This window comes from Limnohabitans sp. (assembly GCF_044361645.1).
GTDB lineage: Bacteria > Pseudomonadota > Gammaproteobacteria > Burkholderiales > Burkholderiaceae_C > Limnohabitans_A.
The window spans coordinates 1-23,400 of sequence record NZ_JBIKIL010000005.1; the positions used below are offsets into that span (position 1 = coordinate 1).

Genomic DNA, 23,400 nt, shown 5'->3' on the forward strand with positions numbered 1-23,400 from the left:
GTTTGCGGCCCTGGAATTGACACCGCCGACCTCATCAGACCTCGCCAAGCCTGTTTTGTAGTCTGCGGTTTGACCTCGGTTTCTAATCGAATCAATCACTTACGTGCAGGAAGTGTCGAACTTGTGGATCCATGGACTGCCGCGTCGCTGCGCTCCTCGCAGTGACGGGGATTTGAGTGACACCGCCAGCCACTTTCCCGCCGTCGCGAGGCACATTCCGTCATCGCGACCCACATTCCGTCATCGCAACCCAGTTTCACGTCAGTGCGACCCAGTTTCCCGTCATCGCGAGGTACGAAGCGATCCATGGACTGCCGCGTCGCTGCGCTCCTCGCAGTGACGGGGATTTGGGTGAAATCGCGACCCAGTTTCCCGCCGTCGCGAGGTACTTCCCGTCATCGCGACCCAGCTGCCCGTCATCGCGAGGTACGAAGCGATCCATAAAAACCCTCTATCCAAGCCTTTACAGCTCTGCCAAACTTTTATAAAGAGGGGTTGGGTATGAAGCAAGCCTGTGTTTACATCATGGCCAGTTCACGCCATGGAACGCTTTATGTTGGCGTCACAAGTGCACTGCCCGCTCGCGTGTGGCAACACAAGAATGGCAGTCTCGGTGGCTTCACCAGCAGGTACCACGTGCATCAGTTGGTCTGGTTCGAAATGCATGCCGACATGTTGGCTGCGATCGGACGTGAAAAACAGATCAAAGCAGGTTCGCGGCTCAAAAAAATTGAACTGATCGAAACGATGAATCCGCAATGGATAGATCTATACGAAAATATTTTGTAGCTGGCATCAAGGGCAACTTGGCTTCATCCCACCACTCAATTTCAATCGATCGCCAGGTCGCTGCGCGCCTCGCAGTGACGGGGATTTGGGTGACACCGCCAGCCACTTTCCATCATCGCGACCCAGTTTCCCGTCATCGCGAGGTACGAAGCGATCCATGGACTGCCACGTCGCTGCGCTCCTCGCAGTGACGGGGATTTGGGTGACACCGCGAGGCACTTGCCCGCCGTCGCGAGCCACTCTCCGCCGTCGCGAGGCACATTCCGTCATCGCAAGGTAATTGCTCGTCATTGCGACTTACTTCCCGTCATCACGACCCAGTTTCTCGTCATCGCGAGGCACGAAGCGATCCATGGACTGTCGCGTCGGTGAGCGCCGCGCAGTGGCCGTTTTCACTGTGACCGTGGCAATTGCGTCGCTTCGCGCGCCAGCGCTTCGATGCGCGCCCAGTCGCCTTGGGCCAGTGCGTCGGCGGGCACCAGCCATGAGCCGCCCACGCAGGCGACGTTGGGGAGAGCCAAAAATTCAAGGGCATTGCCCGGTGTGACGCCGCCCGTGGGGCAAAACCTCACATCAAAAAACGGGCCACTCCAGGCCTTGAGCATGGCCGGGCCACCGGCTTGCATGGCGGGGAAGAACTTGAGTTCGGTGTAGCCGTCTTCTTGCGCCATCATGATTTCGCTGCCGGTGGCCACACCAGGCAAGAGCGACAAGCCGTGGTCTCGGCAGGCCTGCCCCACCGCACGGGTGTAGCCGGGGCTGACCGCAAAACGGGCGCCGGCTTTGGCCGCTGCGGCCGCATCAGCGGGGCTGCGCACCGTGCCCGCACCGACCACGGCACCGGGCACTTCTTGGGCGATGGCTTGCATGCAGGCCAGCGCCTGCGGGGTGCGCAAGGTCACCTCCAGCATGCGTATACCGCCCGCCACCAAGGCACGCGCCATGGGCACGGCATGCGCCACATCGTGGAGCACGATCACGGGGATCACCGGCGCGTCTTGCATCACTTGCAAGGCCGTCAAAGGGGCATTGGAATTCACAGCCATGTGCAGGCTCCTTCTTCGGCTTTGAGCGCATTGCGACGCAGGTTGGCAAACAGTTCGCGGCCCATGCCCACGCCGTTGGCAGCGCGCAGCTCAGCGGGCATTTGGGCCAGTGGGCGGGCGGCCCAATCGGCCTCGCTCACCAGCACTTGCAAGCTGCCTGCCACACCGTCTAAGCGGATCACATCGCCGTCTTGCACCTTGGCCAATGGGCCACCGGCTGCGGCTTCGGGCGAGACGTGGATGGCGGCAGGCACTTTGCCCGATGCGCCGCTCATGCGGCCGTCGGTGACCAGCGCCACCTTGAAGCCTTTGCCCTGCAGCACCGCCAGCGGCGGGGTGAGTTTGTGCAGCTCGGGCATGCCGTTGGCTTGCGGGCCTTGCCAGCGCACCACGCAGACCATGTCTTTGTCCATGTCACCGGCCTTGAACGCGGCCAGCAAGGCTTCTTGTGAATTGAACACCCGGGCGGGCGCCTCGATCACATGCAGCGCCTCGGGCACGGCCGAGACCTTGATGACGCTGCGGCCCAGATTGCCTTGCAACAGCTTGAGGCCGCCCGTGGCGCTGAAGGGCTGGCTGGCCGGGCGCACCACGGTGTCGTCTTGGCTGGCCCCAATTTCGCGCCAGACCAATGCCCCATCGGCTGTGCTGGGCTTGCGCGTGAACTCGCGCAGACCGCCGGGGCGCACCGTGAGCACGTCGGCATGCATGAAACCGGCGTCGAGCAGCTCGCGGATGACGTAGCCCGGCCCGCCTGCGGCTTGGAACTGGTTCACATCGGCCGTGCCATTGGGGTAGACGCGGCTGAGCAGCGGCACCACATCGGACAGGGCCGAGAAGTCGTCCCAGTCGATCACGATGCCTGCAGCCCGCGCCACCGCCACCCAATGGATCAAATGGTTGGTGGAGCCGCCCGTGGCCAACAGCGCCACCATGGCGTTGACGATGCTGCGCTCATCGACCAAGCGGCCAATGGGTGTGAAGTTTTTGCCTTTGACCAGCGCCAACACGGTGCGCGTGGCCTCGCGGGTCAGGTCTTGGCGCAGGCCATCGGCCGGGGAGATAAAGGCTGTGCCCGGCACATGCAGGCCCATGGCTTCGAGCAGCATTTGGTTGCTGTTGGCCGTGCCGTAAAAGGTGCAGGTGCCTTCGCCGTGGTAGGCCTTGGACTCGGCCTCGAGCAATTCCGGGCGACCCACCAAGCCCTGTGCGGCTTGCTCTCTCACCTTGGATTTGTCGGTGTTGGACAGCCCGCTGCCCATGGGGCCTGCGGGCACAAACACGGTGGGCAAGTGGCCAAAGTGCAATGCGCCAATCAGCAGACCTGGCACGATCTTGTCGCACACGCCCAGCATCAGCGCGGCGTCAAACACGTCGTGGCTCAGCGACACCGCCGTGGCCATGGCGATCACGTCGCGGCTGAACAGGCTCAGCTCCATGCCGGGCGTGCCTTGCGTCACGCCATCGCACATGGCGGGCACGCCACCCGCCACTTGGGCGGTGGCACCCAGTTTGCGGGCTTCGTCTTTGATGAGGTCGGGGTAGTGCTGCAGCGGCGCATGGGCCGAGAGCAGGTCGTTGTAAGCGTTGACGATGCCGATGTTGGGCGCGCGCGGGGCCACCACCTGGATTTTGTCCAAAGCGGTGGCGCGGTCTTTGTCGCCTGTTGGCATGGCGGCAAAGGCGTGGGCCACGTTGGCACAGCCCAGGCGCTGGGCACCCGGGTCTTGGTTGGCGGCAGCGTCGAGTTGCTGCAAATAGGCCTGGCGTGTCGCAAGACTGCGCTCGGTGATGCTGGCCGTGACCGCGGCCACGGTGGGGTGAAGTGTCATGGGGCAGTGCCTGGGTGGGTTGGCTGTGCAGGGTGGCTGGGTGTGGCGCTTGGATGACGTGCCTGGGCTGTCGTGGTAACCAAATTACATCACCGATGGTAACCGTGTTCTCCGATGGGGTGGTCACGAATCGGTTACAAAAGGCTGAGCGTTGAACCGCCAGACCCGAGGGCCGCAAAAAACCCGCCAAAGCGGGTTTTTGCACCAAGGGTTGAGGTCACTTGGCCGCCGTGCCCTCGCCAGCGGGGGCCTTGGCCTCTGCTGCGCCAATGGCAGGCGCAGTGGCCTCGGCCGCTGCTGCATCGGCCGCTGCTGCCTCGGCCGCTGCTGCATCGGCCGCTGCAGCATTTGGCGCTCATGCTGCTGTTGCAGCCCCTGCAGCCCTTGCTGCTGGGGCTTTTTTGCTTTTGACGATGCCCAAGCCAATGCCCAAGCTTGTGCCCAAGCCAATGCCCAAGCTTGTGCCCAAGCCAATGGCCAAGCTTGTGGCCAACAAAATCACGCGCACACAAACGGCCTCAACCACGGGTTGTTGGTCATCTTGCGAATTCAACATGCTGTTTTTCTCCGAAAATAGAGGCGAGAATGACATGGGGCCAGAAGGCAAATGACCGACATCCACCACACCGACACCCACGACCCACCCAAGGCCAAGCCGAATGTGGATGCGCCGCCTGCGCGCTGCGATGGCTCCAGCATGCGCTTCCAAACCGAGGTGCTGGAGCGCTTCAGGGCGCAAACGGCGGGGCAAGATTTGTGGGTATTTGCTTACGCCTCGCTGCTGTGGCGTCCAGAGTTCGAGGCACAAGAACAACACACCTGCCGCGTCTGGGGCTGGCACCGGGCCCTCAAAATGTGGAGCCGACTGAACCGGGGCAGCCCCGAATGTCCAGGCTTGGTGTTTGCATTGCTGCCCGGCGGCAGTTGCCATGGCGTGGTCTACCGGGTGGCCAAAGAACAGGCCGACGAGGTGCTGGTGCGGCTTTGGGCACGCGAGATGCCCATGGACGTTTACACCCCGTGCTGGTTGACTTGCGCCACCCCCCATGGGCCCGTCAAGGCCTTGGCCTTTACCTTGCCAAGGCAAAGCGCCAGCTTCACCGGCCATTTGCCGGCCGATACCTACCGGTACATTTTTCAACAGGCCTGCGGCCGCTTTGGCACCACGTTGGACTATGCCCAGCAAACCTACGACTGCCTGCGTGCACACGGCATCAACGACCGTGCCTTGGCTGCCTTGCTGCGCCATGCCGACTGAAGCACACCCACGGCAGCCCACCGGGCGCTCCACGCGCTGTCAGCAAGCAAAGGACAAGCTCCAAGTGGTGGCCAAGGCCCTGCCCCCGTCAGGCCCAGCGGCCCAGCGCATGACGGGCCCATCCAAAGCCTGCCTATACTGGCAGACATGAACATCGCCGACCTGCGCAAGAGCTACGAAAAAGCCGAGCTCAACGAAAACGCCTCGCACGCCGACCCCTTGAAGCAATTCGAGCAATGGCTGCAAGAGGCCATCACCGCCGAAGTGCCCGAGCCCAACGCCATGACCTTGGCCACCGTGAGCAGCAAGCTGCGGCCCAGCACGCGGGTGGTGCTGATCAAGGGCTGCGACCCGCGCGGCATCGTCTGGTACACCAATTACGACAGCCAAAAGGGCCAAGAGTTGGCAGGCAACCCCTTTGCCGCGCTGCAGTTCCACTGGGTGGCGTTGGAGCGTGTGGTGCGCATCGAAGGCCGGGTGGAAAAAGTCAGCGACGAGGAAAGCGACGCTTACTTTCACAGCCGCCCGCTCGATTCGCGCATCGGCGCTTGGGCTTCGCCGCAAAGTCAGGTGATCGACGGGCGCACCGTGCTGGTGACCAATGCCGCCAAATACGCCGCGCAGTTCATGCTGCAACCCCCGCGCCCGCCGCATTGGGGCGGCTACCGCTTGGTGCCCGACAGCTGGCAGTTCTGGCAAGGCCGCAAAAGCCGTTTGCACGACCGCCTGCGTTACACCCTGCAGGGCACCGACTGGCTGCGCGAGCGGCTGGCACCCTGAGGCGTCTGATGCCCGACGCTGTCAGCGGGCAAGGCCCGCAACCGCGGTGCTGCCGCGCACCACCAATGAAAATGGCAAAAGCGATTGCGCAGCAATGACCTCGCCCGAAATCGCCGACAACATGGACAGCGCAGCCATGCGCCCAAGGTCCTGAGTAGGCAGCCTCACCGTGGTCAGGCCCGGGTTGATGGCTTGCGCGATTTCCAGGTCATCGATGCCACAAATCGACAAATTGCCAGGCACCTTCAAGCCCATGCGCTGGGCTTCGAGCAAAGCGCCCACGGCCAACAAATCGTTGCCACAAAAAATCGCGCTGGGGGGCTGCTCTGCGCTCATCAGCTGGCGCAAACCCAGACGACCCCCCTCTAAGTTAAAGGCCTGCTCGGTCACCCGCGCTGGGGGCAATGACAAGCCGGCCTGTGCGAGCGTTTGGCGTGCGCCCTCAATGCGGCTGCGGGCGCGGTCGTTGTGTGCGGTGAAACCCGAAATAACGGCAATTTTCCGGTGCCCCAGCCCCAGCAAATGCGCGGTGGCCATGCGGGCCGCCCCCGCGTTGTCAAAGCCCAAGGAGGGCAAGCGCGGGTCACACGACCAGGTCAACAAGGTCGGCTTGGGCCACAGGCCCAAGGCCTCCCACAGCCGGGGCGCGTGGTCGGTGCCGACCAAGACCAGCGCGTCCACGCCGCGCTGCTGCAAAGCGCGCACCAACTCCAATTCGGTGTCAGGATCGTATTCGTGGCTGGCCACCAGCAGCTGGTAGCCCGCATGCGCCAGCGTCGTTTGCATGGCCTGGGTGCTGCGCGCAAAAATGGCATGGTCCAGTGTGGGGATGACGCAGCCCACGGTGTGGGTACGGCCCGAGGCCAGCGCGCGGGCGGCCGCGACGGGTTGGTAGTCCAGCTGCCTCACAGCCGCCATCACCTGCTCTTGTGTGTGGGAACGGACCACACCGGGTTTGCTCAGTACACGCGATACGGTCGCGGTCGACACCCCGGCCAGCCGGGCAACGTCCGCAATCGTGGTGCTTTGTTTCATGGGGGCAGAGCATGCCATAAGTCGGCCAGCGATGGCACTGAAATGTAAGCGCTTTCTGAATTCACTTCGGTGTTTTCCCTTATTTCAAGGGCTATGCGGGTTTTCATGATTGACAACATCCTGCAAAAAAACCAAAGTGCATGCAAGCGCTTACATTTTGAGTCTGCGCCCCAACCCCTTTCAAAAAAGGATGCACAGTGGCTCTGGCCCAAGGAAGAAGTTACCGCCGCGCTGCTTTGGGCAGCGCCACACTTTTGCTGGTCATGGGGCTGTGGTACCTGAGCACCACGCTGACGGGCTGGATCAACCCCTCGCGCTTTCCACGCCCAGACGAGGTGCTGAGTGCCTTCACCTTCATTCAGACCGAAGGCTATGGCAACGGCAAATTGCACCAGCACGTGTTGCACAGCCTGAAGTTGGTGGCCATGGGTTTTGCCGTGGCGGTGGGCATTGGCGTGCCACTGGGTTTGTTGATGGGCTACTCGCGCCGGGCCGAGGCGCTGATCAACCCGGCTTTTTTGCTGCTGCGGCCCATCCCCCCGCTGGCCTGGATTCCTTTGGCCATTGTGTGGCTGGGGCTGGACGATGGCTCGAAAATTCTGGTCATTTTTGTGGCGGCCTTTGTGCCCTCGGTCATCAACAGCTACACCGGCGTGCGCAACATCGAGATACCCATGATGGAGGCGGCCAGCATGCTGGGCATCCGGGGCTGGCGCATGGTCTCTGAGGTGCTGGTGCCTGGCGCTTTGCCCATGATTTTCACCGGGCTGCGGCTGTCTTTGCAGGCCAGCTGGACCACCTTGGTGGCGGCTGAACTGATCGGCGCACTCTACGGTCTGGGCAGCATCTTGAACCAAGCCGCGCAGGACATTTTCCCCGCCATGATTTTGGTCGCCATGGTCTTTGTGGGCCTGTGTGGTGCCAGCACCACCTGGCTCTTGGGCGTGCTCGAAGAGCGCGCCATGCCCTGGCGAAAAGGGCGGGTGGCCACATGAACAAAGCCCTCAGCCGAGGCCAGTTTTGGGGCCTCACGCTCACCGGCACGGTGGCTTTTTTTGCCTTTTGGTACTTGGCCCGGGTGCTGCATTTTTCGCCGCCCCAATTTTTGCCCATGCCGCACGAGGTCTTGTTCAAGCTGATCGAACTGATGGACACACCGTTTGCGGGTGCCACTTTGCCCGAACACCTGTACGCCAGCTTCAAGCGCTTTGGCATGGGCTTTGGCTTGGCCGCGCTGGTGGGCATTCCGCTGGGTTTGTCCATGGGCTGGTTTCGCTGGCTGGACGATGTCGTCACCCCGCTGTTTGATGCGGTGCGCTTCATTGCGCCCGTGGCTTGGGTGCCCTTTGCCGCGCTGTGGTTTGGCACGGGCATCGGCGGCCCCACCTTGATCATTTTTGCGGGGGCTTTTCCGCCCTGCCTGATCAACGCTTACCGGGGCGCACGCAACGTCGAGGTGCGCTTTTTGGAGGCGGCCAGCATGCTGGGCGTGGGCAGTTTCAAGACCATCACCGAGGTGTTGTTCCCAGCCGCGGTGCCCTCCATCATTGCCGGTTTGCGCATTGGCGCGGGCCTGGGCTGGTTGTCGCTGGTGGGGGCTGAGCTGATCGTGGCCAGCAGCGGCATGGGCAACTTGATCGTGCGCGCACAAAGCGCCTTGGCCACCGACACGGTGATGGTGGGCATGATCGCCATCGGCGCCGTGGGTGTGGTGATCGACATCCTGATTCGGCGTGTGGAAAAGCTGCTGCTCAAACACCGCAACGCCTGAACCGTCATTTTTCAAAACCCTACCCGCCCATGGCCACTATCCAGTTCAACGATGTCAGCCGCGTGTTTCAGCGCGACGGCAAGGACTTTCTCATCCTCGACAAGATCCAACTCTTGGTACAAGACCAAGAGTTCGTGGCCATCGTGGGGCCATCGGGTTGCGGCAAAACCACCTGCATGCGCATGGCAGCTGGGCTTGAATTTCCCAGCAGCGGCACGGTCAAAGTCAACGATGTGGTGGTCACCGAGCCCGGCCCCGACCGCGCCGTGGTGTTCCAGCAGTTTGCCCTGTTCCCCTGGAAAACGGTGCACGACAACATCGACTTTGGCCTGCGCAGCAAAGGCATCGCCAAAGACGAGCGCGAACGCCTGATCGCCCACTACATCGCCTTGATGAACCTCAAGGGCTACGAGAGCGCTTACCCGCACCAACTGTCGGGTGGCATGCAGCAACGCGTGGCGATTGCCCGGGCCTATGCACTCAACCCCCAAGTGCTGCTGATGGACGAACCCTTTGGCGCGCTCGATGCACAGACCCGTGTGGTCATGCAAGAAGAGTTGGTCAAGTTGGCGCGCAACAACCCGCGCACCGTGCTGTTCATCACCCACGCGGTGGAAGAGGCGGTGTACTTGGCCGACCGCGTGGTGGTCATGACCAGCCGCCCCGGAAAGATCAAAGAAATTTTGGATGTGAAGTCCGTGCGCGAAGCCGAGCACTGGGACCAACACAGCAAGATCGAAGACGTGATGGACTTGGAAAGTTTTGTCCATTTGCGCACCCGAATCTGGAAGTCTTTGCGTGAAGAGCACGCGGGCACGGATCATTGAAGCAACCACCAACCGAAGGAGACAAAGACATGAAAAAACTCACCGCTGCTGCCCTGGGCCTGAGCCTTGTTTGGGGCCTGTCAGGCACCGCCCAAGCGCAAGCCCTGACGCCCATCAAGATCAGCTACCAGCCCTCTTTGTACTGGGCCTTGCCCTTCCACATCGCCACCGAAAAAGGCTGGTGGAAAGACGTGGGCTTGGCCCCCGAGTTCTCCACCTTCCCTGCGGGCGTGCCGCAAATCGCGGCCTCGGCCGCCGGTTCTTGGGATGTTGGCGGCACAGGCTCGGTGCCTGCCGTGTTGGGCCATGTGCGTTTTGGCATCAAGACCATCGGCATCACCAACGACGAGTCGGCCGCCAACGGCCTGGTGGGCAGCAGCAAAGCGGCTGCTGATTTCGCCAAAGACCCTGCTGCTGCGCTGCGCGGCAAGACCATCACCTTGACGCAAAACTCAACGGCCGACTTCGCGGTGCAGGCCTGCCTGAAAAAATACGGTTTGAAAAAGTCCGACGTGGTCATGAAAAACATGGGCCAGGCCGAGATCATCTCAGCACTGTCGTCCAACAATTCGGACTTGGCCGGCATGTGGGCCCCCAACAATTACACGGTGGAAGAAAAAGCCGGTGCCAAGATGCTGTGCAGCGGCAAGGACAGCGGGGCCATCGTGCCCGGTGCCTTGATTGCGCGTGGTGAGTACGCCAAACAAAACCCACAAAACGTGGCCAAGTTCCTGGCCGTTTACCTGCGCGCCTGGAGCTGGATGGGCGCGAACCGCCCCGAGGCCTTCCGCATGATGAAAGACTTTTATGCCAAGGGCGGTGTCAGCATCAGCGACGCGGCCATGAACAAAGAGTTTGAAACCCGGCCCACCTTCAACCTGGCCCAGCAACTGAAAACCATGGAGCGCACAGGCGGCACTGCCAACTCCAAGATGGACGGCTGGTTCACCGAACTGTCGGTATTCATGCGCGAAACCGGTGCCGTGCAGCAAGTGCCTGCGGTGGCCGACTTCGTGACCGACGAGTACCTGAAACTGGTGCAAGCCGACGCCAAGCTGCGCGACATGGCCAACTCGACCCGTTGATGGCTTTGGATTGAACACGCCGGGACCCCCCAGCTGAGGCCAGGTCCCGGCCCCCCATTGACCCAGTCCGGGTGCGCAAAGCCCCGCTCCGGCACAGCCTTTTCTTTCAGCAGCACCAACCCCTCACCCAGGAGATCCACGTGGCCATCACGTATTTGAAAAAAGCGGACAAGACCCCCGAGACCGAAACGGCCACGGCCCAGAATGTTGTCAACACCATGCTGGCCGAGATCCAGAAAAATGGTGAAGCTGCTGTACGCAAGTACGCCCGCGACCTGGACCAGTGGACGGGTGAAATGATTGTCACCCAAGCACAAATCGAAGCGAATGCGCGTGAGGTGCCCGAGCAGGTCAAGGCCGACATCGATTTCGCCATCCAGCAGGTGTTCAACTTTGCGCAAGCGCAGCGGCGCTCGCTGTCTGAATTTCAGGTCGAGCTGCACCCGGGTGTGACCGCCGGTCAGCGTGTGCTGCCAGTCAACGTCGCCGGTTGCTACGCCCCGGCAGGGCGTTACGCGCACATTGCCAGCGCCTACATGGGCGTGGCCACGGCCAAGGCCGCAGGTGTCAAAACCATCATCGCTTGCTCCGGGCCATTCCGGGGCGGGCCGATGCACCCCTATTTGCTTTACGCCTTCCACAAGGCGGGGGCCGACATCATCATGACCCTGGGCGGCGTGCAGGCGATTGCCAGCATGGCCTATGGCCTGTTCACCGGCAAACCGGCCGACGTGATCGTGGGGCCGGGCAACAAATTTGTGGCAGAGGCCAAGCGCAGCTTGTTTGGCAAAGTGGGCATTGACGTGTTTGCAGGGCCTTCCGAGATCGGCATCATCGCCGACGAGACGGCCGACCCGGCCATCGTCGCCAGCGACTTGGTGGGCCAAGCCGAACACGGCCACGAGTCGCCGGCCTGGTTGTTCACCACCAGCCGCAGCTTGGCCGAAGAGGTCATGCGGCAAATGCCCCTGCTGATCGATTTGTTGCCCCCCACCGCACGCGACGCCGCCGGTGCCGCCTGGCGCGACTACGGCGAGGTCATGTTGTGTGACAACCGCGACGAGGTGGTGGAGATTTCCGACCGCTATGCCAGCGAACACCTGGAAGTGCACGCCGCCGACCTCGACTGGTGGCTGAAAACACTGACCTGCTACGGCTCCTTGTTTTTGGGCGAAGAGACCACCGTGGCATATGGTGACAAGGCCAGCGGCCCCAACCACGTGCTGCCGACCAAGGGCGCAGCGCGTTACTCGGGCGGCTTGTCGGTGCACAAATTCTTGAAAACCTTCACCTGGCAAAAAATGACGCGTGAAGCCGCCCGCGACATTGGCCTGGCCACCGCCCGCATCTCACGGCTCGAAGGCATGGAGGCCCATGCGCGCACGGCCGATGACCGCTTGGCCAAGTATTTCCCAGGCCAAGCTTTTGAGCTGGGTGAACAGGTGAAGGTATGAAGCGGCAAGCACACTTCAAACCTGTCAGCCATTCACAAACTGGCGCTGCATCATGAGCCCTTCGCCTGTTTCATTTGACTTGTCCGGTCGAACGGCTTTGGTCACCGGCGGCAGCTCAGGTTTGGGCCAAGCCATGGCACAAGCTTTGGGCATGGCGGGTGCAAAGCTCGTTTTGATGGCGCGCAGGCAGAACTTGCTCCAAGAATCGGCTGACCAGCTGACAGCAATGGGCATCTCGGTCCAGACATTGGTCTGCGACCTGGCTTCTCCAGAGGCGGCGCAAGAAGGTGCACGGCAGGCCTTGAACTTGGGGCCGGTTGACATTTTGGTGAATGCTGCGGGTGTCAATCTGCGTGAACCTGTGGCAGACATTTCTGTCACCAGCTGGATGGCGCAAATCCACATCCACTTGAGCGCGCCTTTCTTTTTGGCGCAGGCACTGGCGCCGGCCATGAAAGAACGCGGATGGGGCCGCATCGTCAACATCGCCAGCCTGCAAAGCCACCGGGCATTTGCCAACAGCGCGCCCTATGGTGCGGGCAAAGGCGGCATCGTTCAGCTGACCCGGGCCATGGCGCTCGAATGGGGGCCGCACGGCATCACCTGCAACGCCATCGGCCCTGGTTTTTTCCCAACGGCCTTGACCGCACCGGTCTTTGGCAACCCGGAGTTGGTGGCTCGCCATGCGGCACAAACTTGTTTGGGTCGAAATGGCGAGCTCTCAGACATCCACGGCTTGGCTGTTTTTCTGGCCTGCGATGCGTCCAGTTACATCACGGGCCAAACCATCATGATTGACGGCGGCTACACCGCCAAGTAGCCCCCTCCAGCCCATGAAAGAAAACTGTGGTCACCCAGGCGAGTCCATGCCTTTTCTCAAACACCTCCCATGACCCGCTCAGACCCCAAGCCCTTCAAATCAGCCGACACGCACCCGGCCATGCTCGGATCCTTGCTGCCCCCCAGCGGTGTGACGCCGCTCAATTTCAGCCCCGGGCCAACGTCCCTGGCGGCTGAAGTGCAGACCAGCATCAAGGCCTTGTTCGAGGCGGAGCGCATGTGCTCGATGTACCTCTCGCACCGGTCGCCTGAGTTTTTAGACATCCTGGCCAGCACGGTGCAACACTGCCGCATGGCCATGAATATTCCCGAAGAGTATGAAATTCTTTTCATGCATGGGGGTGGGCACGGGCAGTTTGCAGCGGTTCCGCTCAACCTGTGTCCTCGTGGCGATGAAAAAGCGACCTACCTGGTCAATGGCACCTGGTCGAAACGCGCCCTGACCGACGCCGCCAAATACTGCCGCCCCATCGTGGTGTCCTCCGAGAACCCCGACGGCACCTTCACCCACAACCCCTCCTTTGAGCATTTGGACCCCGAATCCAAGTACGTGTACCTGTGCTCGAATGAAACGGTGAACGGGATTGAGTTGCATCGGCTGCCCAAGCTGGGCATCCAAGCCCCCCTGGTGGTGGACGCCTCGTCAGACTTTTCCACCAAGCCCATTGACTGGGTGGGCTGCAACGTCGGCGTTTTGTATGCCTGCGCCTCCAAAAACATCGGTCACCCTGGCCTGACTTTGTGCGTCATCCGACGCGACTTGCTGGGCACGCCCAGCCCACTTTGCCCAGGCGTGCTGTGCTACACCACCAATGCCCGTGAAGGCAATTTGTGGAACACCATCGCCACCTTCAACGTCGAGGTGGTCAAGCTCTACATGCAGTGGCTGATCGCGCAAGGTGGTGTGCAGGAAATGGAACGCCGGGCCATGGCCAAGTCGGCCCTGTTGTACAACTTGATCGACAAATCGGACGGCTTTTACGCCACCCCCATCGCCGACCCCGCCATCCGCAGCCGCATGAACATCCCCTTTGATGTCGCCGGTGGCGACGAGCAAATCACTCGGAACTTCTTGATCCAAGCCTGGGAGCGCGGCATCGTTGGCTTGAGAACACTGACCCCCTTTGGGGTTGGGAAGTACTTGAGGGCCAGTTTGTACAACGGCGTCAGCATGGACCAAGTGGAGGTGCTGGGCGCCTTCATGGCGGATTTTTTGAAGCGCTCTCGCACCCAAAATTTGGCAGCTCAAGGTCAACGCCCTTAAACACCCTTCAACGTCCTAAGCCCCACCCTTCACACCACACCCTGACTCGGAACACACCCCATGAAAGCACTTGTCTACACCCAACCCCACGAAGTCCAAATCCAAGAGCGCCCTGAACCCGACTTGGTTGCGGGTGAAGTTGTTTTGCGCATCGATGCGGTGGGCATTTGCGGCTCCGACATGCACGCCTACCACGGGCACGACCCACGCCGCAAACCGGGGCTGGTGTTGGGCCACGAGTTTTGCGGCACGGTGGTGCAAAGCGGCGCACCGGCTTTTGCCGTGGGGCAGCGCGTGACGGGCAATCCGCTCATCACCTGCGGCGTGTGTGACTACTGCGTGCAAGGTCGCAACAACCTGTGCAGCCGCCGCACCATGGTGGGCATGACGCGCCCCGGCGCTTTTGCCGAATTCATGGCCATTCCGGCCGCCTCATTGATCGAGATGCCGCAAGACATGCCGGCCGTGCATGCGGCCTTGACCGAGCCGGCCGCCACAGCCCTGCATGCCCTGAACTTGAGCATGAAGGTCATGGCCCGGCCCCTGCCCGAAAACCGCACACTCATCATCGGCGGTGGTGCGATTGGCTTGCTGGCCGCCTTGCTGCTGCAGCACTACGGGGCGCGTGGCACGGTCTTGGCCGAAGTCAATCCGCTGCGCCGTGTGTCGGCCGAACAACACGCGGGCGTGCGCACCTACGACCCCCGCACGGTGCAAGCCGAAGAAAACGGTTTTGACTACGTGATCGACGCGGTGGGCAGCAAGCTGACACGGGTGGCGGCCCTGCAGGCCGTCAAGCCCGGTGGTGTGGTGATGCACATCGGTCTGCAAGATTGGGCCAGCGAGATCGACATGCGCAAACTCACCCTGGCCGAGATCACCTTGCTGGGCACCTACACCTACACCACGGCCGACTTGCGGGCCACGGTGAAGCTGCTGCACGAGGGGGCGTTTGGCGATTTGTCTTGGGTACAAAGCCTGCCCATGAGCGAGGGCGCCAAGGCCTTTGCAGACCTGGACAACGGCCAGATCGCCTCCAGCAAATTGGTGCTGTTGCCCTGAACAAGCACGGGCGCTTGGCCCTGTGGGTGTCTGGGGTCACGCCTTCAGGCTTGAAGTCAGCCCAGCCTTGGGGCTGGTGTGCGCACCACCATCCCCAAGCTGAAGCGCACTCTGGACTTCCGTATTTCTAATCGTATAGCGCGCGCCTTATTGACAAAGGCCAAGGGCCGAGCGCAGGAATTCGAGCATTCGCGGCCAAGAATTGCGACTGGCATAGGCGGTGCCTTCTGCAGTTCCGCCTGCGTCCAGTTCCTCGCCGGTGAGTGGGTGCTGGAAGCGGTTCATGGTGGTTGGTGCATTGGGCCATGCAATGTCGTGCCCGGCGTCTTCGTAACTCAAGTGCTCAAGCTGATGCGGGAATCCGGCGGACCGCATCCGCTTCACCGCAAGGTCGGCCAGTTCCGCCGAAGGCCAAACACCATCGACCCTGCCTGAGATCAGCATCACTGGACCCGCGATCCGCTCAACTTCGATGCAGAGATCTCCCACGGAGCCCCTCTGCAGCAGCTGACTATAAAAGCTGTGCGTGGTGATTGCGTTGGTCCCCGAATTGTCGCGAGCGAATGGCACTTCCCGGTCCCGCCACGTCCAGGCTGGAGATTGACCATCGGGGTAGCCACTGCCCACTATGACGCTTGGCACATAGGCCACCACCGCTCGCACCCCGGGATAATGGGCACCGACCAGCAAAGCCAGTTCGCCACCGCGCGAGCATCCCAGCATACCGATCTGTCCGTTCCGCACTTCTGCTTGTTTTCCCAGCCAGTCAATTGCGCCGCCGAAATATTCCAAGGGAATGTGCTTGAGTTCGGATGGCTGGCCCTCCCCTCCGAAGTACGAGAGTGCCAACGAGGAGAAACCGTGGCAAGCAAGCAGCGCGGCCACCTGTGCGGACCAGCCTAGTCCTCCACCGGACCCCCCTACGACCAGCACAGCGGGCCTGGGCCCGGCGTTCGTCGGCGTGATGAACCTACCCACCAAGCCGTCCTCCTGGATGATCCGCGAGGTGACATCTTCGCGGTACACGCGGCGGATCGTCTGCACTACCTGCCGTCCAGCCGCCGAAACGGTCAGGATCGCGGTCAGTGGATCCTCCGGAACGTCTGCCGGAGGCGGGCCTGCATGCTGCACACGTGACCAGAACAGTCCCATGGGGTGCACGTTTCGATACGACCCATCGACGGGCGCGTGAGCAGTGAGATCCACCGTGCCGTCCCGATCGGCGATGAACGTCGCGCTGGAGGCGAAGAAGCTGCCGTTGGCCCCCGCATTGCGCAGACTGATTTCAACCCGCTCGCCCGGGCGCGCCCCAAGCACGCGCACAACCAGTTCGCGATCCACGAGGCACTGTGAGGGAAGCGGTTCGAGTCGCATGCTGCCGGAGTGCTCACGCGCGCAGTGCATGCTCATGGTCGCTTAGGCGTTGGCCGAGCGCCGCGAACGTGTTTGCATTTCTCGCGCGGGCACAAAGGGATAGGAAATTCAACCACATGATCAGCACTATAAAGCGGTCTTTATTCATTTAAATAAAACATATTCACCGCACATTGAGGTTTGCTTGGGTGCTTGCTCTGGGCCAGTTGCCCGCGATGTGTCGGTTTGACAGGTTTTGAGCTGTGTCAGGCGCAGCCTGCCTCGCAGCGATGGTCATCTCGCTGATTGACCCCCTGACCCACAGATGCGCTGATCCACCTACCCCAAGTGCGCCCTCGCCAGTGCTGGCGGGCTCGGCCCGAAGCAAGCGCTAAAGGCCCGCGCTGTCTTGCGCGGCGATGCAAATGCTGGTGTCCACCGAGAAGCCGCTGTGGCGGGACGCCAGTATCTCTTCAATTCCCTGTCCAGTGGACCTCATCGGGTAAACACCGACACCCAAATTCATATAGATGATTTACATTAATCCGCACGAACCCTTGCTCAGCCTGTGCATTTTTTTCAGGTCTAGCGTGTTCCACGTCTGCCCACCCACACCAGGAGAATTTTGTGATCCATTGCGTACTGCATGAAGAAAAAGACAGCGTCGCTGTTGTTGTTGTTGAAGGCATTGAGGCCGGTCAAAGCATGAACGCCCTCATCTTGGACGACAACCGCACCATCACGATCAAGGCCAACGCGGCCATCCCCATCGGGCACAAAGTGGCCGTGAAGGCGATGGCCCTGGGCGACACGGTCATGAAATACGGCACCGACATTGGCAAGGTGGTCGCGCCCATTGCCATTGGCGACCACGCCCATGTGCACAACATCAAAACCAAGCGCTGGTGATCCAAGCGCCTCTTGACCCCACCTCTTTTCCAAGGCTTATCCCATGACCCTCATTGACAAAAACACCACTTTCTGGGGCTACCGCCGTGAAAACGGCCGTGTCGGCGTTCGCAACCACGTCATCATCTTGCCGCTGGACGACCTGTCCAACGCCGCCGCCGAGGCCGTGGCCCACGCGGTCAAAGGCACCATGGCCATTCCCCACCCTTATGGCCGTTTGCAGTTTGGCGCCGACCTGGAACTGCACTTTCGCACCCTGATCGGTGCAGGCTCTAACCCCAACGTGGCGGCGGTGGTGGTGATTGGCATCGAAGACAGCTGGACCAAGACCGTGGTCGACGGCATTGCCGCCACGGGCAAACCGGTGGTGGGTTTTGGCATCGAAGGCCACGGCGACCACGACACCATCATGCGCGCCTCCAAGGCCGCCAAAAAGATGGTGCAGCACGCCACCAGCCTGCACCGCGTAGAGTGCCCGATCTCTGACCTGTGGATCTCGACCAAATGCGGTGAGTCCGACACCACCTCGGGGTGTGGTGCCAACCCCACCGTGGGCAATGCCTTCGACAAACTCTATGGCCTGGGCACCACGCTGGTGTTTGGCGAGACCTCCGAGTTGACCGGTGGCGAGCACTTGGTGGCCGCGCGTTGCCGCACCGAGCAGGTGCGCACCGACTTCATGAAAATGTTCAACGACTACCAGGACATGATCAAGCGCCATGCCACGACTGATTTGTCGGACTCGCAACCCACCAAGGGCAACATCGCCGGGGGCTTGACCACCATCGAAGAAAAAGCGCTGGGCAACATCCAGAAAATCGGCAAAGAGTGCATGGTCGACGGCGTGCTGGGCAAGGCCGAAACGCCCACAGCCCCGGGCTTGTGGTTCATGGACTCGTCGTCTGCCGCCGCCGAGATGGTCACGCTGTGCGCGGCCTCGGGTTTTGCGGTGCATTTTTTCCCCACAGGCCAAGGCAACGTGATCGGCAACGCGATTGTGCCGGTCATCAAGATTTGCGCCAACCCCCGCACCGTGCGCCTGATGAGCGAGCACATCGATGTGGACTGCTCAGGCCTGCTGCAACAAGAGCAGACCATGGACGTGGCCGGCGATCTTTTGCTCGACATGATGATGCAAACCATCAATGGCCGCTTCACCTCGGCCGAAGCGCTGGGCCACCGCGAATTTGTGATGACCCGCTTGTTCGAAAGCGCTTGACCCCCTGGGGCCGAGGCCAGCGCCTTGGCCCTTTTTTTCGCATCCAAAATTTTTTCACAATCAGGAGACAGACATGCGCAACAGACGATTGACCCTTCAGGCATTGGCATCGGCAGCCGCCGTGTCCGCCTTCCCAAATTCGGTTTTCGCACAAGCGGCGGGCGAATTTCCGTCCAAGCCGGTGCGGTACATCGTGCCGTTTGCAGCCGGTGGCCAGACCGATGTCATGGCCCGTTTGATCGGACAACACACCGGCATTGAATTCAAACAGCCCATCACGGTAGACAACCGCGCGGGGGCCAGCGGCAATTTGGGTGCCGACCTGGCGGCCAAGTCGCCACCCGACGGCTACACCTGGCTGGCCATCACGCTGGCGCATGCGGTGAACCAGTCGCTCTTCAGCAACCTGCCCTACAGCCTGGAAAAAAACCTCACGGCGGTTGCACACCTGGCCAGCAGCCCCTTGGTGCTGGTGGTCAACGAGAACAACCCGGCCAAAAACCTGGCCGAATTTTTGGCCCAAGCCCGTGCCAAGCGCCTGAACGGCGGCTCCAGCGGCAACGGAACCCCCCCACATTTGGGCCTGGAACTGCTGGCCCTGACCGCCAAACTGGAAGTCACGCACATCCCCTACAAAGGCGGTGCGCCCTCGCTGAACGACCTGCTGGGCAGCCAAATTGATTTCATCGTCGCCAACCTGCCCGAAGCCTCGGTGCATGTGAAGGCCGGCAAACTGCGCGCCCTGGCCATCACCTCGGCCGCACGCCACCCTTTGTTGCCCGACGTGCCCACCTTCAACGAATCCGGTTTGCCCGGGGTCGAGTTGGAAAACTGGACGGGCCTGATGATGCCCGCAGGCACCCCCACGGCCATCGTCGACAAGGTCGCGGCCTCGGCGCTACGCGCGCTCAAGTTAAAAGACGTGTCAGAACGCGTGGCGGCCTTGGGCTTTGCCTCCACCGGGCTGGGGCCGGCCGCCTTCAACGACATCTTGAAAAAAGATGTGGCCCGTTGGCGTGAGATTGTCAAAACCCGCAACATCCAACCGGGCTGACCCGGCCACCCACACACTTCACGACCACCACTTCAAGGCTTGGCGACATGCTGCACCCGTTTCAAGAAGTCCTGACTTTGGTGCACACCGCCTTGGTCCACAACGGGGCCTCTGAACTGCAGGCCCAGGCCACTGCCTTGGCCTTGGTCACAGCCCAGGCCAGTGGCATGCCCTCACACGGGCTGTCGCGCGTGGCCATGTACGTGTCGCACTTGCGCGCCGGTCGTGTGCTAGGGCATGCCACACCGACCCTGCTGCACGAGCGTGCTGCTGCGGTATTGATTGATGCGGGCAACGGCTTTGCTTTTCCGGCTTGCCAATTGGCCATCGAGCAGGCGATGGCGCGCGCTCGCGGTCAAGGCATCGCCATCGCGGCGGTCACCAACAGCCACCATTTCGGCATGGCCGCCTACCACCTCGACCCCGTGGCCCAGGCCGGCATGGTGGGCATTGCCTGCGGCAATTCGCCTGCGGCCATGCCGGCGGCAGGGGGCAAACGCGCCATTTTTGGCACCAACCCGATCGCGGCCATCTTCCCGCGCAGCGGGCACCCGCCGGTCAGTGTGGACCTGTCCTTGTCGGAAGTGGCCCGGGGCAAATTGCTGGTGGCGGCCGACAAGGGCGAAGCCATTCCCTTGGGCTGGGCACTGGACCCCGAGGGCCAGCCCACCACCGACCCCCACCAAGGCTTGGCCGGATCCATGCTGGCCATGGGCGGCACCAAGGGCGCGATGTTGGCGCTGGTGGTGGAGTTGCTGGTCACCAGTTTGACCGGGGCCCACTTTGGTGCCGAGGCCGACACGTTTTTCAAGCCCGAGGGCAACCAACCGCGCTTGGGCCAGGTCTTCATCGTCATAGACCCCGGCGCGCTGGGTGGACAAGAGGTGTACAGCGAACGGGTCGAAGCCCTGGTCTCGGCCATGCTGGCCGACGAGGGCGTGCGCCTGCCCGGCCAACGCCGCCTCCAGCTGCTGGCGGCGGCCCGGCAAGCGGGTCTGGACGTGCCTGCGACGACGTGGGACGCCATTTGCGCGCTGTGCTGATGGATCTGCCAAGAAACGCGGTGGGCAACCAACTTGCTCAGATCAAAGCGCATGTGCCAGGTGTCTTGATCTGCACCTTGATCGCCTTGTCGGCCACTTTTTTGTCCGACCACTACGGCGGCCCCCAACTGCTCTACGCCCTGCTGATCGGCCTGTCGCTGCATTCTTTGGCGCAACAAGAATCCAACCGTCTGGGCATTCAGTTTTGCGCCCGCACCGTGCTGAGGTTTGGCGTGGCCTTGTTGGGCATTCGCATCACGCTCGACCAGGTCGCGCATTTGGGTGCCCAAGTGGGTTTGCTTTTGGTGCTGGCCGTGGGCCTGACCATCGCCTCGGGGCTGGTGTTGGCCCGATTTTTTCGCCGACCGGCGGCGCACGGCCTGCTGTCGGGCGGGGCGGTGGGCATTTGCGGGGCCTCTGCGGCCATGGCGATTTCTGCCGTGCTGCCCCCCACCCGAGAAAACGAGCGCTTCACCTTGCTGGCGGTGGTCGGGGTCACGGTGTTGTCGACTTTGGCCATGGTGCTTTACCCCTTGTTGTTGAATGCGCTGCCCCTGTCACCGCTGCAATCGGGCATTTTTTTAGGCGGCACCATCCACGACGTGGCCCAAGTGGTGGCCGCCGGGATGATGGTGGGGCCCGAGGCGGGTGACACGGCCACGGTGGTCAAGTTGTTCCGCGTGGTCTTGCTGCTGCCGGTGGTGATGTTGATCGCGCTGGGCTACCGCCACTTCAGCAAACAGGCCGATGCCAAGGGTGTCGCAGCCCCAAAACCGCCTTTGGTGCCCGGCTTTTTGCTCGGCTTCTTGGCCATGGTGTTGTTGGCCAGTTCGGGTTGGGTGACGGCCGAGGTGTCGAGCACAACCCAAAGCGTTTCGCGTTGGTGCTTGGTCGTGGCGATTGGCGCGGCCGGTGTCAAAACCAGTTTGGGCGAGCTGGCCCAACTGGGCTGGCAACCGGTCTTGATGCTGGTCATCGAGACCTTGGTGATCGCGGCCTTGGTTTTGGGTGTCCTGTTTTGGGGGCCACTGGGGGTCATGTGAACGCCACCTCTAGACGCCACCTGTGAAAGCCACCCATGGAGGCCACCCATGGAGGCCACGATTGCGCCGCCGAATGCTTGACAATGCTGCTGCGGTCATGCCACCCATGGGCTTTTGCCCAAGGCATGGGCCCACACTGTTCCGCATTGATCCACTTTTGAAAAGCCATTGCCCATGCTTTACCGCCAAGTCAAACGGCAGCTGATCCAGGACATTCAGACCGGCATCGCCGCACCCGGAGCGGCACTGCCCAATGAGAAAGATTTGGCCCAACGCTTCCAAGTCTCGGTGGGCACCGTGCGGCGTGCCGTGGACGAGTTGGTGGCCGAGCATGTGCTGCTGCGCCAACAAGGACGGGGCACTTTTGTCGGCAAGCTCGACCGCGAGCGCTTCATGTTCCAGTTTTTCAAAATCGCCGCCCGCGATGGCCAGCGCGAGTTCCCCGAAGTCAGGCTGCACAAATTTGCCAAAGCCAGAGCCAACCAAACCGAAGCCCAAGCGCTGGGCTTGCACGGCAGCCAGTGGGTGTTTCGGATTGAAAACGTCTTGCACTTGCAAGGTCAACCCGTGATCCACGACCGCATCGCCATCGCAGCGGCCCTGTTTCCGGGCTTGAACCAAGCCGCCTTCACGGCCCGGACCACCACCATTTACGGCCACTACCAGGCGGCATTTGGCATCACCATTGTGGAGGCCGATGAGCGGGTGCGCGCAGAGAGGGTCTCGCCCGAAAGCGCGCAGTTGCTGCAGCTGGACGAGGCCATGCCGGTGTTGTGCATCGATCGGGTGGCTTACACCTTTGACCGACAACCGGCAGAATTTCGCACCTCGATTGTGGACACCCGGCATTTTGACTACGTCTCGCGCATGCGAGAGATGGCATGAATACGCTGGCCACACAAGCCCGGGAATTTGCGCAGACTCTGGCACATGAGGCCGCGCACATGCTGCGCCAAGCGACAGAACAGCAGCATGCCGTCGAGTTCAAGTCGGCCGGAGACTGGTGCAGCGCACTGGACCGCCAGATCGAAGACCACCTGAGGGCGCGCATCGCTGCAGCCTTTCCCACCCACGGCTTTTTGGGCGAAGAAAGCGCCCAATCCGAGGTGGGCGAGGGTTTGTTGTGGGTCATCGACCCGATCGACGGCAGCATGAATTTTTTGCGCAGCTACCCACAGTACAGCGTGTCCATCGCCCTGCTGCAAAACGGCGAACCGATTGCCGCCTGCGTCGCCGACCCCTGCCGCCAAGAGGTCTTCAGCGCCGCCTTGGGGCAAGGTGCCAGCTTGAACGGCCGCCCCCTGCAGGTGGCCTCGACCGAGCAATGGCCGTTGGCGGTGGCGGCCACGGTGTTCCCCAAGCCCCATGCGGCCTCCATGCCCGGCTATTTGGCCCAGTTTGGCCGGGTGCTCAGCACGGTGGCCGGCGTGCGGCGCTCGGGCAGCATGGCGCTGGAGATGGCTTATCTGGCCGCTGGCCGGGTCGATGTGTTTTGGTCGCACGACATGGGCAGCTGGGATGCCGCCGCCGGTGTGCTCTTGATCCGTGAGGCCGGGGGCGAGGTGTTCACCCTGGACGGCTTGGTCTGGCACGCCTCGCGCCGCATCGCGGCGGCGACTCCGGGATTGGCCAGCGCTTGGGCGACGTTGCTCAATCCCGCTGGGGGCTGATGGCAGTCTTTACACCGACTCGGTGTGCTCTGAGGGTGCCGATTGCGCTTGTGATGGGCTGGCGCC

23 protein-coding genes are annotated in these 23,400 nt (G+C 62.0%); 18 read left to right on the forward strand and 5 right to left on the reverse strand.

Annotated elements, in window-relative coordinates; translation table 11 throughout:
* Nucleotides 1-501 precede the first annotated feature (501 nt).
* Complete coding sequence (locus ACIQ39_RS01500) at nucleotides 502-789, forward strand: GIY-YIG nuclease family protein (RefSeq protein WP_396432837.1); 288 nt, start codon at nucleotides 502-504, stop codon at nucleotides 787-789.
* 392 nt (nucleotides 790-1,181) lie between these two features.
* Here the strand turns inward: ACIQ39_RS01500 and eda are convergent, their stop codons facing one another.
* From eda to ACIQ39_RS01515, 3 genes are all read right to left on the reverse strand, one after another.
* The gene (eda, locus tag ACIQ39_RS01505) at nucleotides 1,182-1,835 is read right to left on the reverse strand and encodes a bifunctional 4-hydroxy-2-oxoglutarate aldolase/2-dehydro-3-deoxy-phosphogluconate aldolase (protein ID WP_396432838.1); all 654 of its coding nucleotides are present in this window, start codon (nucleotides 1,833-1,835) and stop codon (nucleotides 1,182-1,184) included.
* On the reverse strand, nucleotides 1,826-3,667 hold the full coding sequence (gene edd, locus ACIQ39_RS01510) for a phosphogluconate dehydratase (protein WP_396432839.1): 1,842 nt from the start codon (nucleotides 3,665-3,667) through the stop codon (nucleotides 1,826-1,828). The genes eda and edd overlap by 10 nt, the downstream gene beginning before the upstream one ends.
* Nucleotides 3,668-4,022: 355 nt before the next feature.
* On the reverse strand, nucleotides 4,023-4,223 hold the full coding sequence (locus ACIQ39_RS01515; protein WP_396432840.1) for a hypothetical protein: 201 nt from the start codon (nucleotides 4,221-4,223) through the stop codon (nucleotides 4,023-4,025).
* Between the two features lie 141 nt (nucleotides 4,224-4,364).
* Here ACIQ39_RS01515 and ACIQ39_RS01520 point away from each other — a divergent pair, with 141 nt between their 5' ends.
* Both ACIQ39_RS01520 and pdxH read left to right on the forward strand, forming a co-directional pair.
* Nucleotides 4,365-4,925, forward strand: a complete 561-nt coding sequence (locus ACIQ39_RS01520; protein ID WP_396432897.1) for a gamma-glutamylcyclotransferase — start codon at nucleotides 4,365-4,367, stop codon at nucleotides 4,923-4,925.
* Between the two features lie 147 nt (nucleotides 4,926-5,072).
* Nucleotides 5,073-5,705: a pyridoxamine 5'-phosphate oxidase gene (pdxH, locus tag ACIQ39_RS01525; protein ID WP_396432841.1), complete on the forward strand. Its 633-nt coding sequence runs from the start codon at nucleotides 5,073-5,075 to the stop codon at nucleotides 5,703-5,705.
* 21 nt (nucleotides 5,706-5,726) lie between these two features.
* On the opposite strand, the gene ACIQ39_RS01530 is transcribed toward pdxH, so the two are convergent.
* Entirely contained in the window at nucleotides 5,727-6,740 is a 1,014-nt protein-coding gene (locus ACIQ39_RS01530; protein WP_396432842.1) for a LacI family DNA-binding transcriptional regulator, read from the reverse strand.
* A gap of 197 nt (nucleotides 6,741-6,937) precedes the next feature.
* Here ACIQ39_RS01530 and ACIQ39_RS01535 point away from each other — a divergent pair, with 197 nt between their 5' ends.
* From ACIQ39_RS01535 to ACIQ39_RS01570, 8 genes are all read left to right on the forward strand, one after another.
* Complete coding sequence (locus ACIQ39_RS01535; RefSeq protein WP_396432843.1) at nucleotides 6,938-7,735, forward strand: ABC transporter permease; 798 nt, start codon at nucleotides 6,938-6,940, stop codon at nucleotides 7,733-7,735.
* Nucleotides 7,732-8,511, forward strand: coding sequence for an ABC transporter permease (locus tag ACIQ39_RS01540; RefSeq protein ID WP_396432844.1), 780 nt, complete (start codon nucleotides 7,732-7,734; stop codon nucleotides 8,509-8,511). The genes ACIQ39_RS01535 and ACIQ39_RS01540 overlap by 4 nt, the downstream gene beginning before the upstream one ends.
* Before the next feature lie 29 nt (nucleotides 8,512-8,540).
* A complete protein-coding gene (locus ACIQ39_RS01545) occupies nucleotides 8,541-9,338 on the forward strand; it encodes an ABC transporter ATP-binding protein (RefSeq protein ID WP_396432845.1) in 798 nt (265 codons plus the stop codon).
* 29 nt (nucleotides 9,339-9,367) lie between these two features.
* Nucleotides 9,368-10,423, forward strand: coding sequence for an ABC transporter substrate-binding protein (locus tag ACIQ39_RS01550; RefSeq protein WP_396432846.1), 1,056 nt, complete (start codon nucleotides 9,368-9,370; stop codon nucleotides 10,421-10,423).
* 140 nt (nucleotides 10,424-10,563) lie between these two features.
* Nucleotides 10,564-11,877 (forward strand): histidinol dehydrogenase, encoded by a 1,314-nt coding sequence (gene hisD, locus ACIQ39_RS01555; protein ID WP_396432847.1) that lies wholly within the window; start codon nucleotides 10,564-10,566, stop codon nucleotides 11,875-11,877.
* 52 nt (nucleotides 11,878-11,929) lie between these two features.
* The gene (locus ACIQ39_RS01560) at nucleotides 11,930-12,697 is read left to right on the forward strand and encodes an SDR family NAD(P)-dependent oxidoreductase (protein WP_396432848.1); all 768 of its coding nucleotides are present in this window, start codon (nucleotides 11,930-11,932) and stop codon (nucleotides 12,695-12,697) included.
* Nucleotides 12,698-12,766: 69 nt separating this feature from the next.
* Nucleotides 12,767-13,981 carry a 3-phosphoserine/phosphohydroxythreonine transaminase gene (gene serC / locus ACIQ39_RS01565; protein ID WP_396432849.1) on the forward strand — a complete coding sequence of 405 codons (1,215 nt, stop codon included), beginning with the start codon at nucleotides 12,767-12,769 and terminating at the stop codon, nucleotides 13,979-13,981.
* A 60-nt stretch (nucleotides 13,982-14,041) separates the two neighbouring features.
* The gene (locus tag ACIQ39_RS01570) at nucleotides 14,042-15,043 is read left to right on the forward strand and encodes an alcohol dehydrogenase catalytic domain-containing protein (protein ID WP_396432850.1); all 1,002 of its coding nucleotides are present in this window, start codon (nucleotides 14,042-14,044) and stop codon (nucleotides 15,041-15,043) included.
* Between the two features lie 147 nt (nucleotides 15,044-15,190).
* On the opposite strand, the gene ACIQ39_RS01575 is transcribed toward ACIQ39_RS01570, so the two are convergent.
* Nucleotides 15,191-16,453 carry an acyl-CoA thioesterase/bile acid-CoA:amino acid N-acyltransferase family protein gene (locus ACIQ39_RS01575; protein ID WP_396432851.1) on the reverse strand — a complete coding sequence of 421 codons (1,263 nt, stop codon included), beginning with the start codon at nucleotides 16,451-16,453 and terminating at the stop codon, nucleotides 15,191-15,193.
* A gap of 570 nt (nucleotides 16,454-17,023) precedes the next feature.
* Between ACIQ39_RS01575 and ACIQ39_RS01580 the strand changes: the two genes are divergently transcribed.
* From ACIQ39_RS01580 to ACIQ39_RS01610, 7 genes are all read left to right on the forward strand, one after another.
* Nucleotides 17,024-17,305: a UxaA family hydrolase gene (locus ACIQ39_RS01580; protein ID WP_090047447.1), complete on the forward strand. Its 282-nt coding sequence runs from the start codon at nucleotides 17,024-17,026 to the stop codon at nucleotides 17,303-17,305.
* 43 nt (nucleotides 17,306-17,348) lie between these two features.
* Entirely contained in the window at nucleotides 17,349-18,524 is a 1,176-nt protein-coding gene (locus ACIQ39_RS01585; protein ID WP_396432852.1) for a UxaA family hydrolase, read from the forward strand.
* A gap of 73 nt (nucleotides 18,525-18,597) precedes the next feature.
* Nucleotides 18,598-19,578 (forward strand): Bug family tripartite tricarboxylate transporter substrate binding protein, encoded by a 981-nt coding sequence (locus tag ACIQ39_RS01590; protein WP_396432853.1) that lies wholly within the window; start codon nucleotides 18,598-18,600, stop codon nucleotides 19,576-19,578.
* 47 nt (nucleotides 19,579-19,625) lie between these two features.
* Nucleotides 19,626-20,621 (forward strand): Ldh family oxidoreductase, encoded by a 996-nt coding sequence (locus ACIQ39_RS01595; protein ID WP_396432854.1) that lies wholly within the window; start codon nucleotides 19,626-19,628, stop codon nucleotides 20,619-20,621.
* Complete coding sequence (locus ACIQ39_RS01600; protein ID WP_396432855.1) at nucleotides 20,621-21,664, forward strand: YeiH family protein; 1,044 nt, start codon at nucleotides 20,621-20,623, stop codon at nucleotides 21,662-21,664. The genes ACIQ39_RS01595 and ACIQ39_RS01600 overlap by 1 nt, the downstream gene beginning before the upstream one ends.
* A 174-nt stretch (nucleotides 21,665-21,838) precedes the next feature.
* Complete coding sequence (locus ACIQ39_RS01605; protein ID WP_396432856.1) at nucleotides 21,839-22,549, forward strand: GntR family transcriptional regulator; 711 nt, start codon at nucleotides 21,839-21,841, stop codon at nucleotides 22,547-22,549.
* The gene (locus tag ACIQ39_RS01610; protein WP_396432857.1) at nucleotides 22,546-23,334 is read left to right on the forward strand and encodes an inositol monophosphatase family protein; all 789 of its coding nucleotides are present in this window, start codon (nucleotides 22,546-22,548) and stop codon (nucleotides 23,332-23,334) included. The genes ACIQ39_RS01605 and ACIQ39_RS01610 overlap by 4 nt, the downstream gene beginning before the upstream one ends.
* Nucleotides 23,335-23,400: the final 66 nt, after the last annotated feature.

Excerpts from the sequence above, each read along its gene's own strand:
- ACIQ39_RS01530 (WP_396432842.1), bottom strand. The coding sequence starts at position 6,740 with ATGAAACAAAGCACCACGATTGCGGACGTTGCCCGGCTGGCCGGGGTG.
- ACIQ39_RS01590 (WP_396432853.1), top strand. The coding sequence starts at position 18,598 with ATGCGCAACAGACGATTGACCCTTCAGGCATTGGCATCGGCAGCCGCC.
- ACIQ39_RS01515 (WP_396432840.1), bottom strand. The coding sequence starts at position 4,223 with ATGTTGAATTCGCAAGATGACCAACAACCCGTGGTTGAGGCCGTTTGT.
- ACIQ39_RS01610 (WP_396432857.1), top strand. The coding sequence starts at position 22,546 with ATGAATACGCTGGCCACACAAGCCCGGGAATTTGCGCAGACTCTGGCA.
- ACIQ39_RS01520 (WP_396432897.1), top strand. The coding sequence starts at position 4,365 with ATGCGCTTCCAAACCGAGGTGCTGGAGCGCTTCAGGGCGCAAACGGCG.
- ACIQ39_RS01560 (WP_396432848.1), top strand. The coding sequence starts at position 11,930 with ATGAGCCCTTCGCCTGTTTCATTTGACTTGTCCGGTCGAACGGCTTTG.
- ACIQ39_RS01540 (WP_396432844.1), top strand. The coding sequence starts at position 7,732 with ATGAACAAAGCCCTCAGCCGAGGCCAGTTTTGGGGCCTCACGCTCACC.
- serC (WP_396432849.1), top strand. The coding sequence starts at position 12,767 with ATGACCCGCTCAGACCCCAAGCCCTTCAAATCAGCCGACACGCACCCG.
- ACIQ39_RS01575 (WP_396432851.1), bottom strand. The coding sequence starts at position 16,453 with ATGAGCATGCACTGCGCGCGTGAGCACTCCGGCAGCATGCGACTCGAA.
- edd (WP_396432839.1), bottom strand. The coding sequence starts at position 3,667 with ATGACACTTCACCCCACCGTGGCCGCGGTCACGGCCAGCATCACCGAG.
- ACIQ39_RS01550 (WP_396432846.1), top strand. The coding sequence starts at position 9,368 with ATGAAAAAACTCACCGCTGCTGCCCTGGGCCTGAGCCTTGTTTGGGGC.
- ACIQ39_RS01570 (WP_396432850.1), top strand. The coding sequence starts at position 14,042 with ATGAAAGCACTTGTCTACACCCAACCCCACGAAGTCCAAATCCAAGAG.
- ACIQ39_RS01595 (WP_396432854.1), top strand. The coding sequence starts at position 19,626 with ATGCTGCACCCGTTTCAAGAAGTCCTGACTTTGGTGCACACCGCCTTG.
- pdxH (WP_396432841.1), top strand. The coding sequence starts at position 5,073 with ATGAACATCGCCGACCTGCGCAAGAGCTACGAAAAAGCCGAGCTCAAC.
- ACIQ39_RS01600 (WP_396432855.1), top strand. The coding sequence starts at position 20,621 with ATGGATCTGCCAAGAAACGCGGTGGGCAACCAACTTGCTCAGATCAAA.
- ACIQ39_RS01545 (WP_396432845.1), top strand. The coding sequence starts at position 8,541 with ATGGCCACTATCCAGTTCAACGATGTCAGCCGCGTGTTTCAGCGCGAC.
- ACIQ39_RS01605 (WP_396432856.1), top strand. The coding sequence starts at position 21,839 with ATGCTTTACCGCCAAGTCAAACGGCAGCTGATCCAGGACATTCAGACC.
- eda (WP_396432838.1), bottom strand. The coding sequence starts at position 1,835 with ATGGCTGTGAATTCCAATGCCCCTTTGACGGCCTTGCAAGTGATGCAA.
- ACIQ39_RS01585 (WP_396432852.1), top strand. The coding sequence starts at position 17,349 with ATGACCCTCATTGACAAAAACACCACTTTCTGGGGCTACCGCCGTGAA.
- ACIQ39_RS01500 (WP_396432837.1), top strand. The coding sequence starts at position 502 with ATGAAGCAAGCCTGTGTTTACATCATGGCCAGTTCACGCCATGGAACG.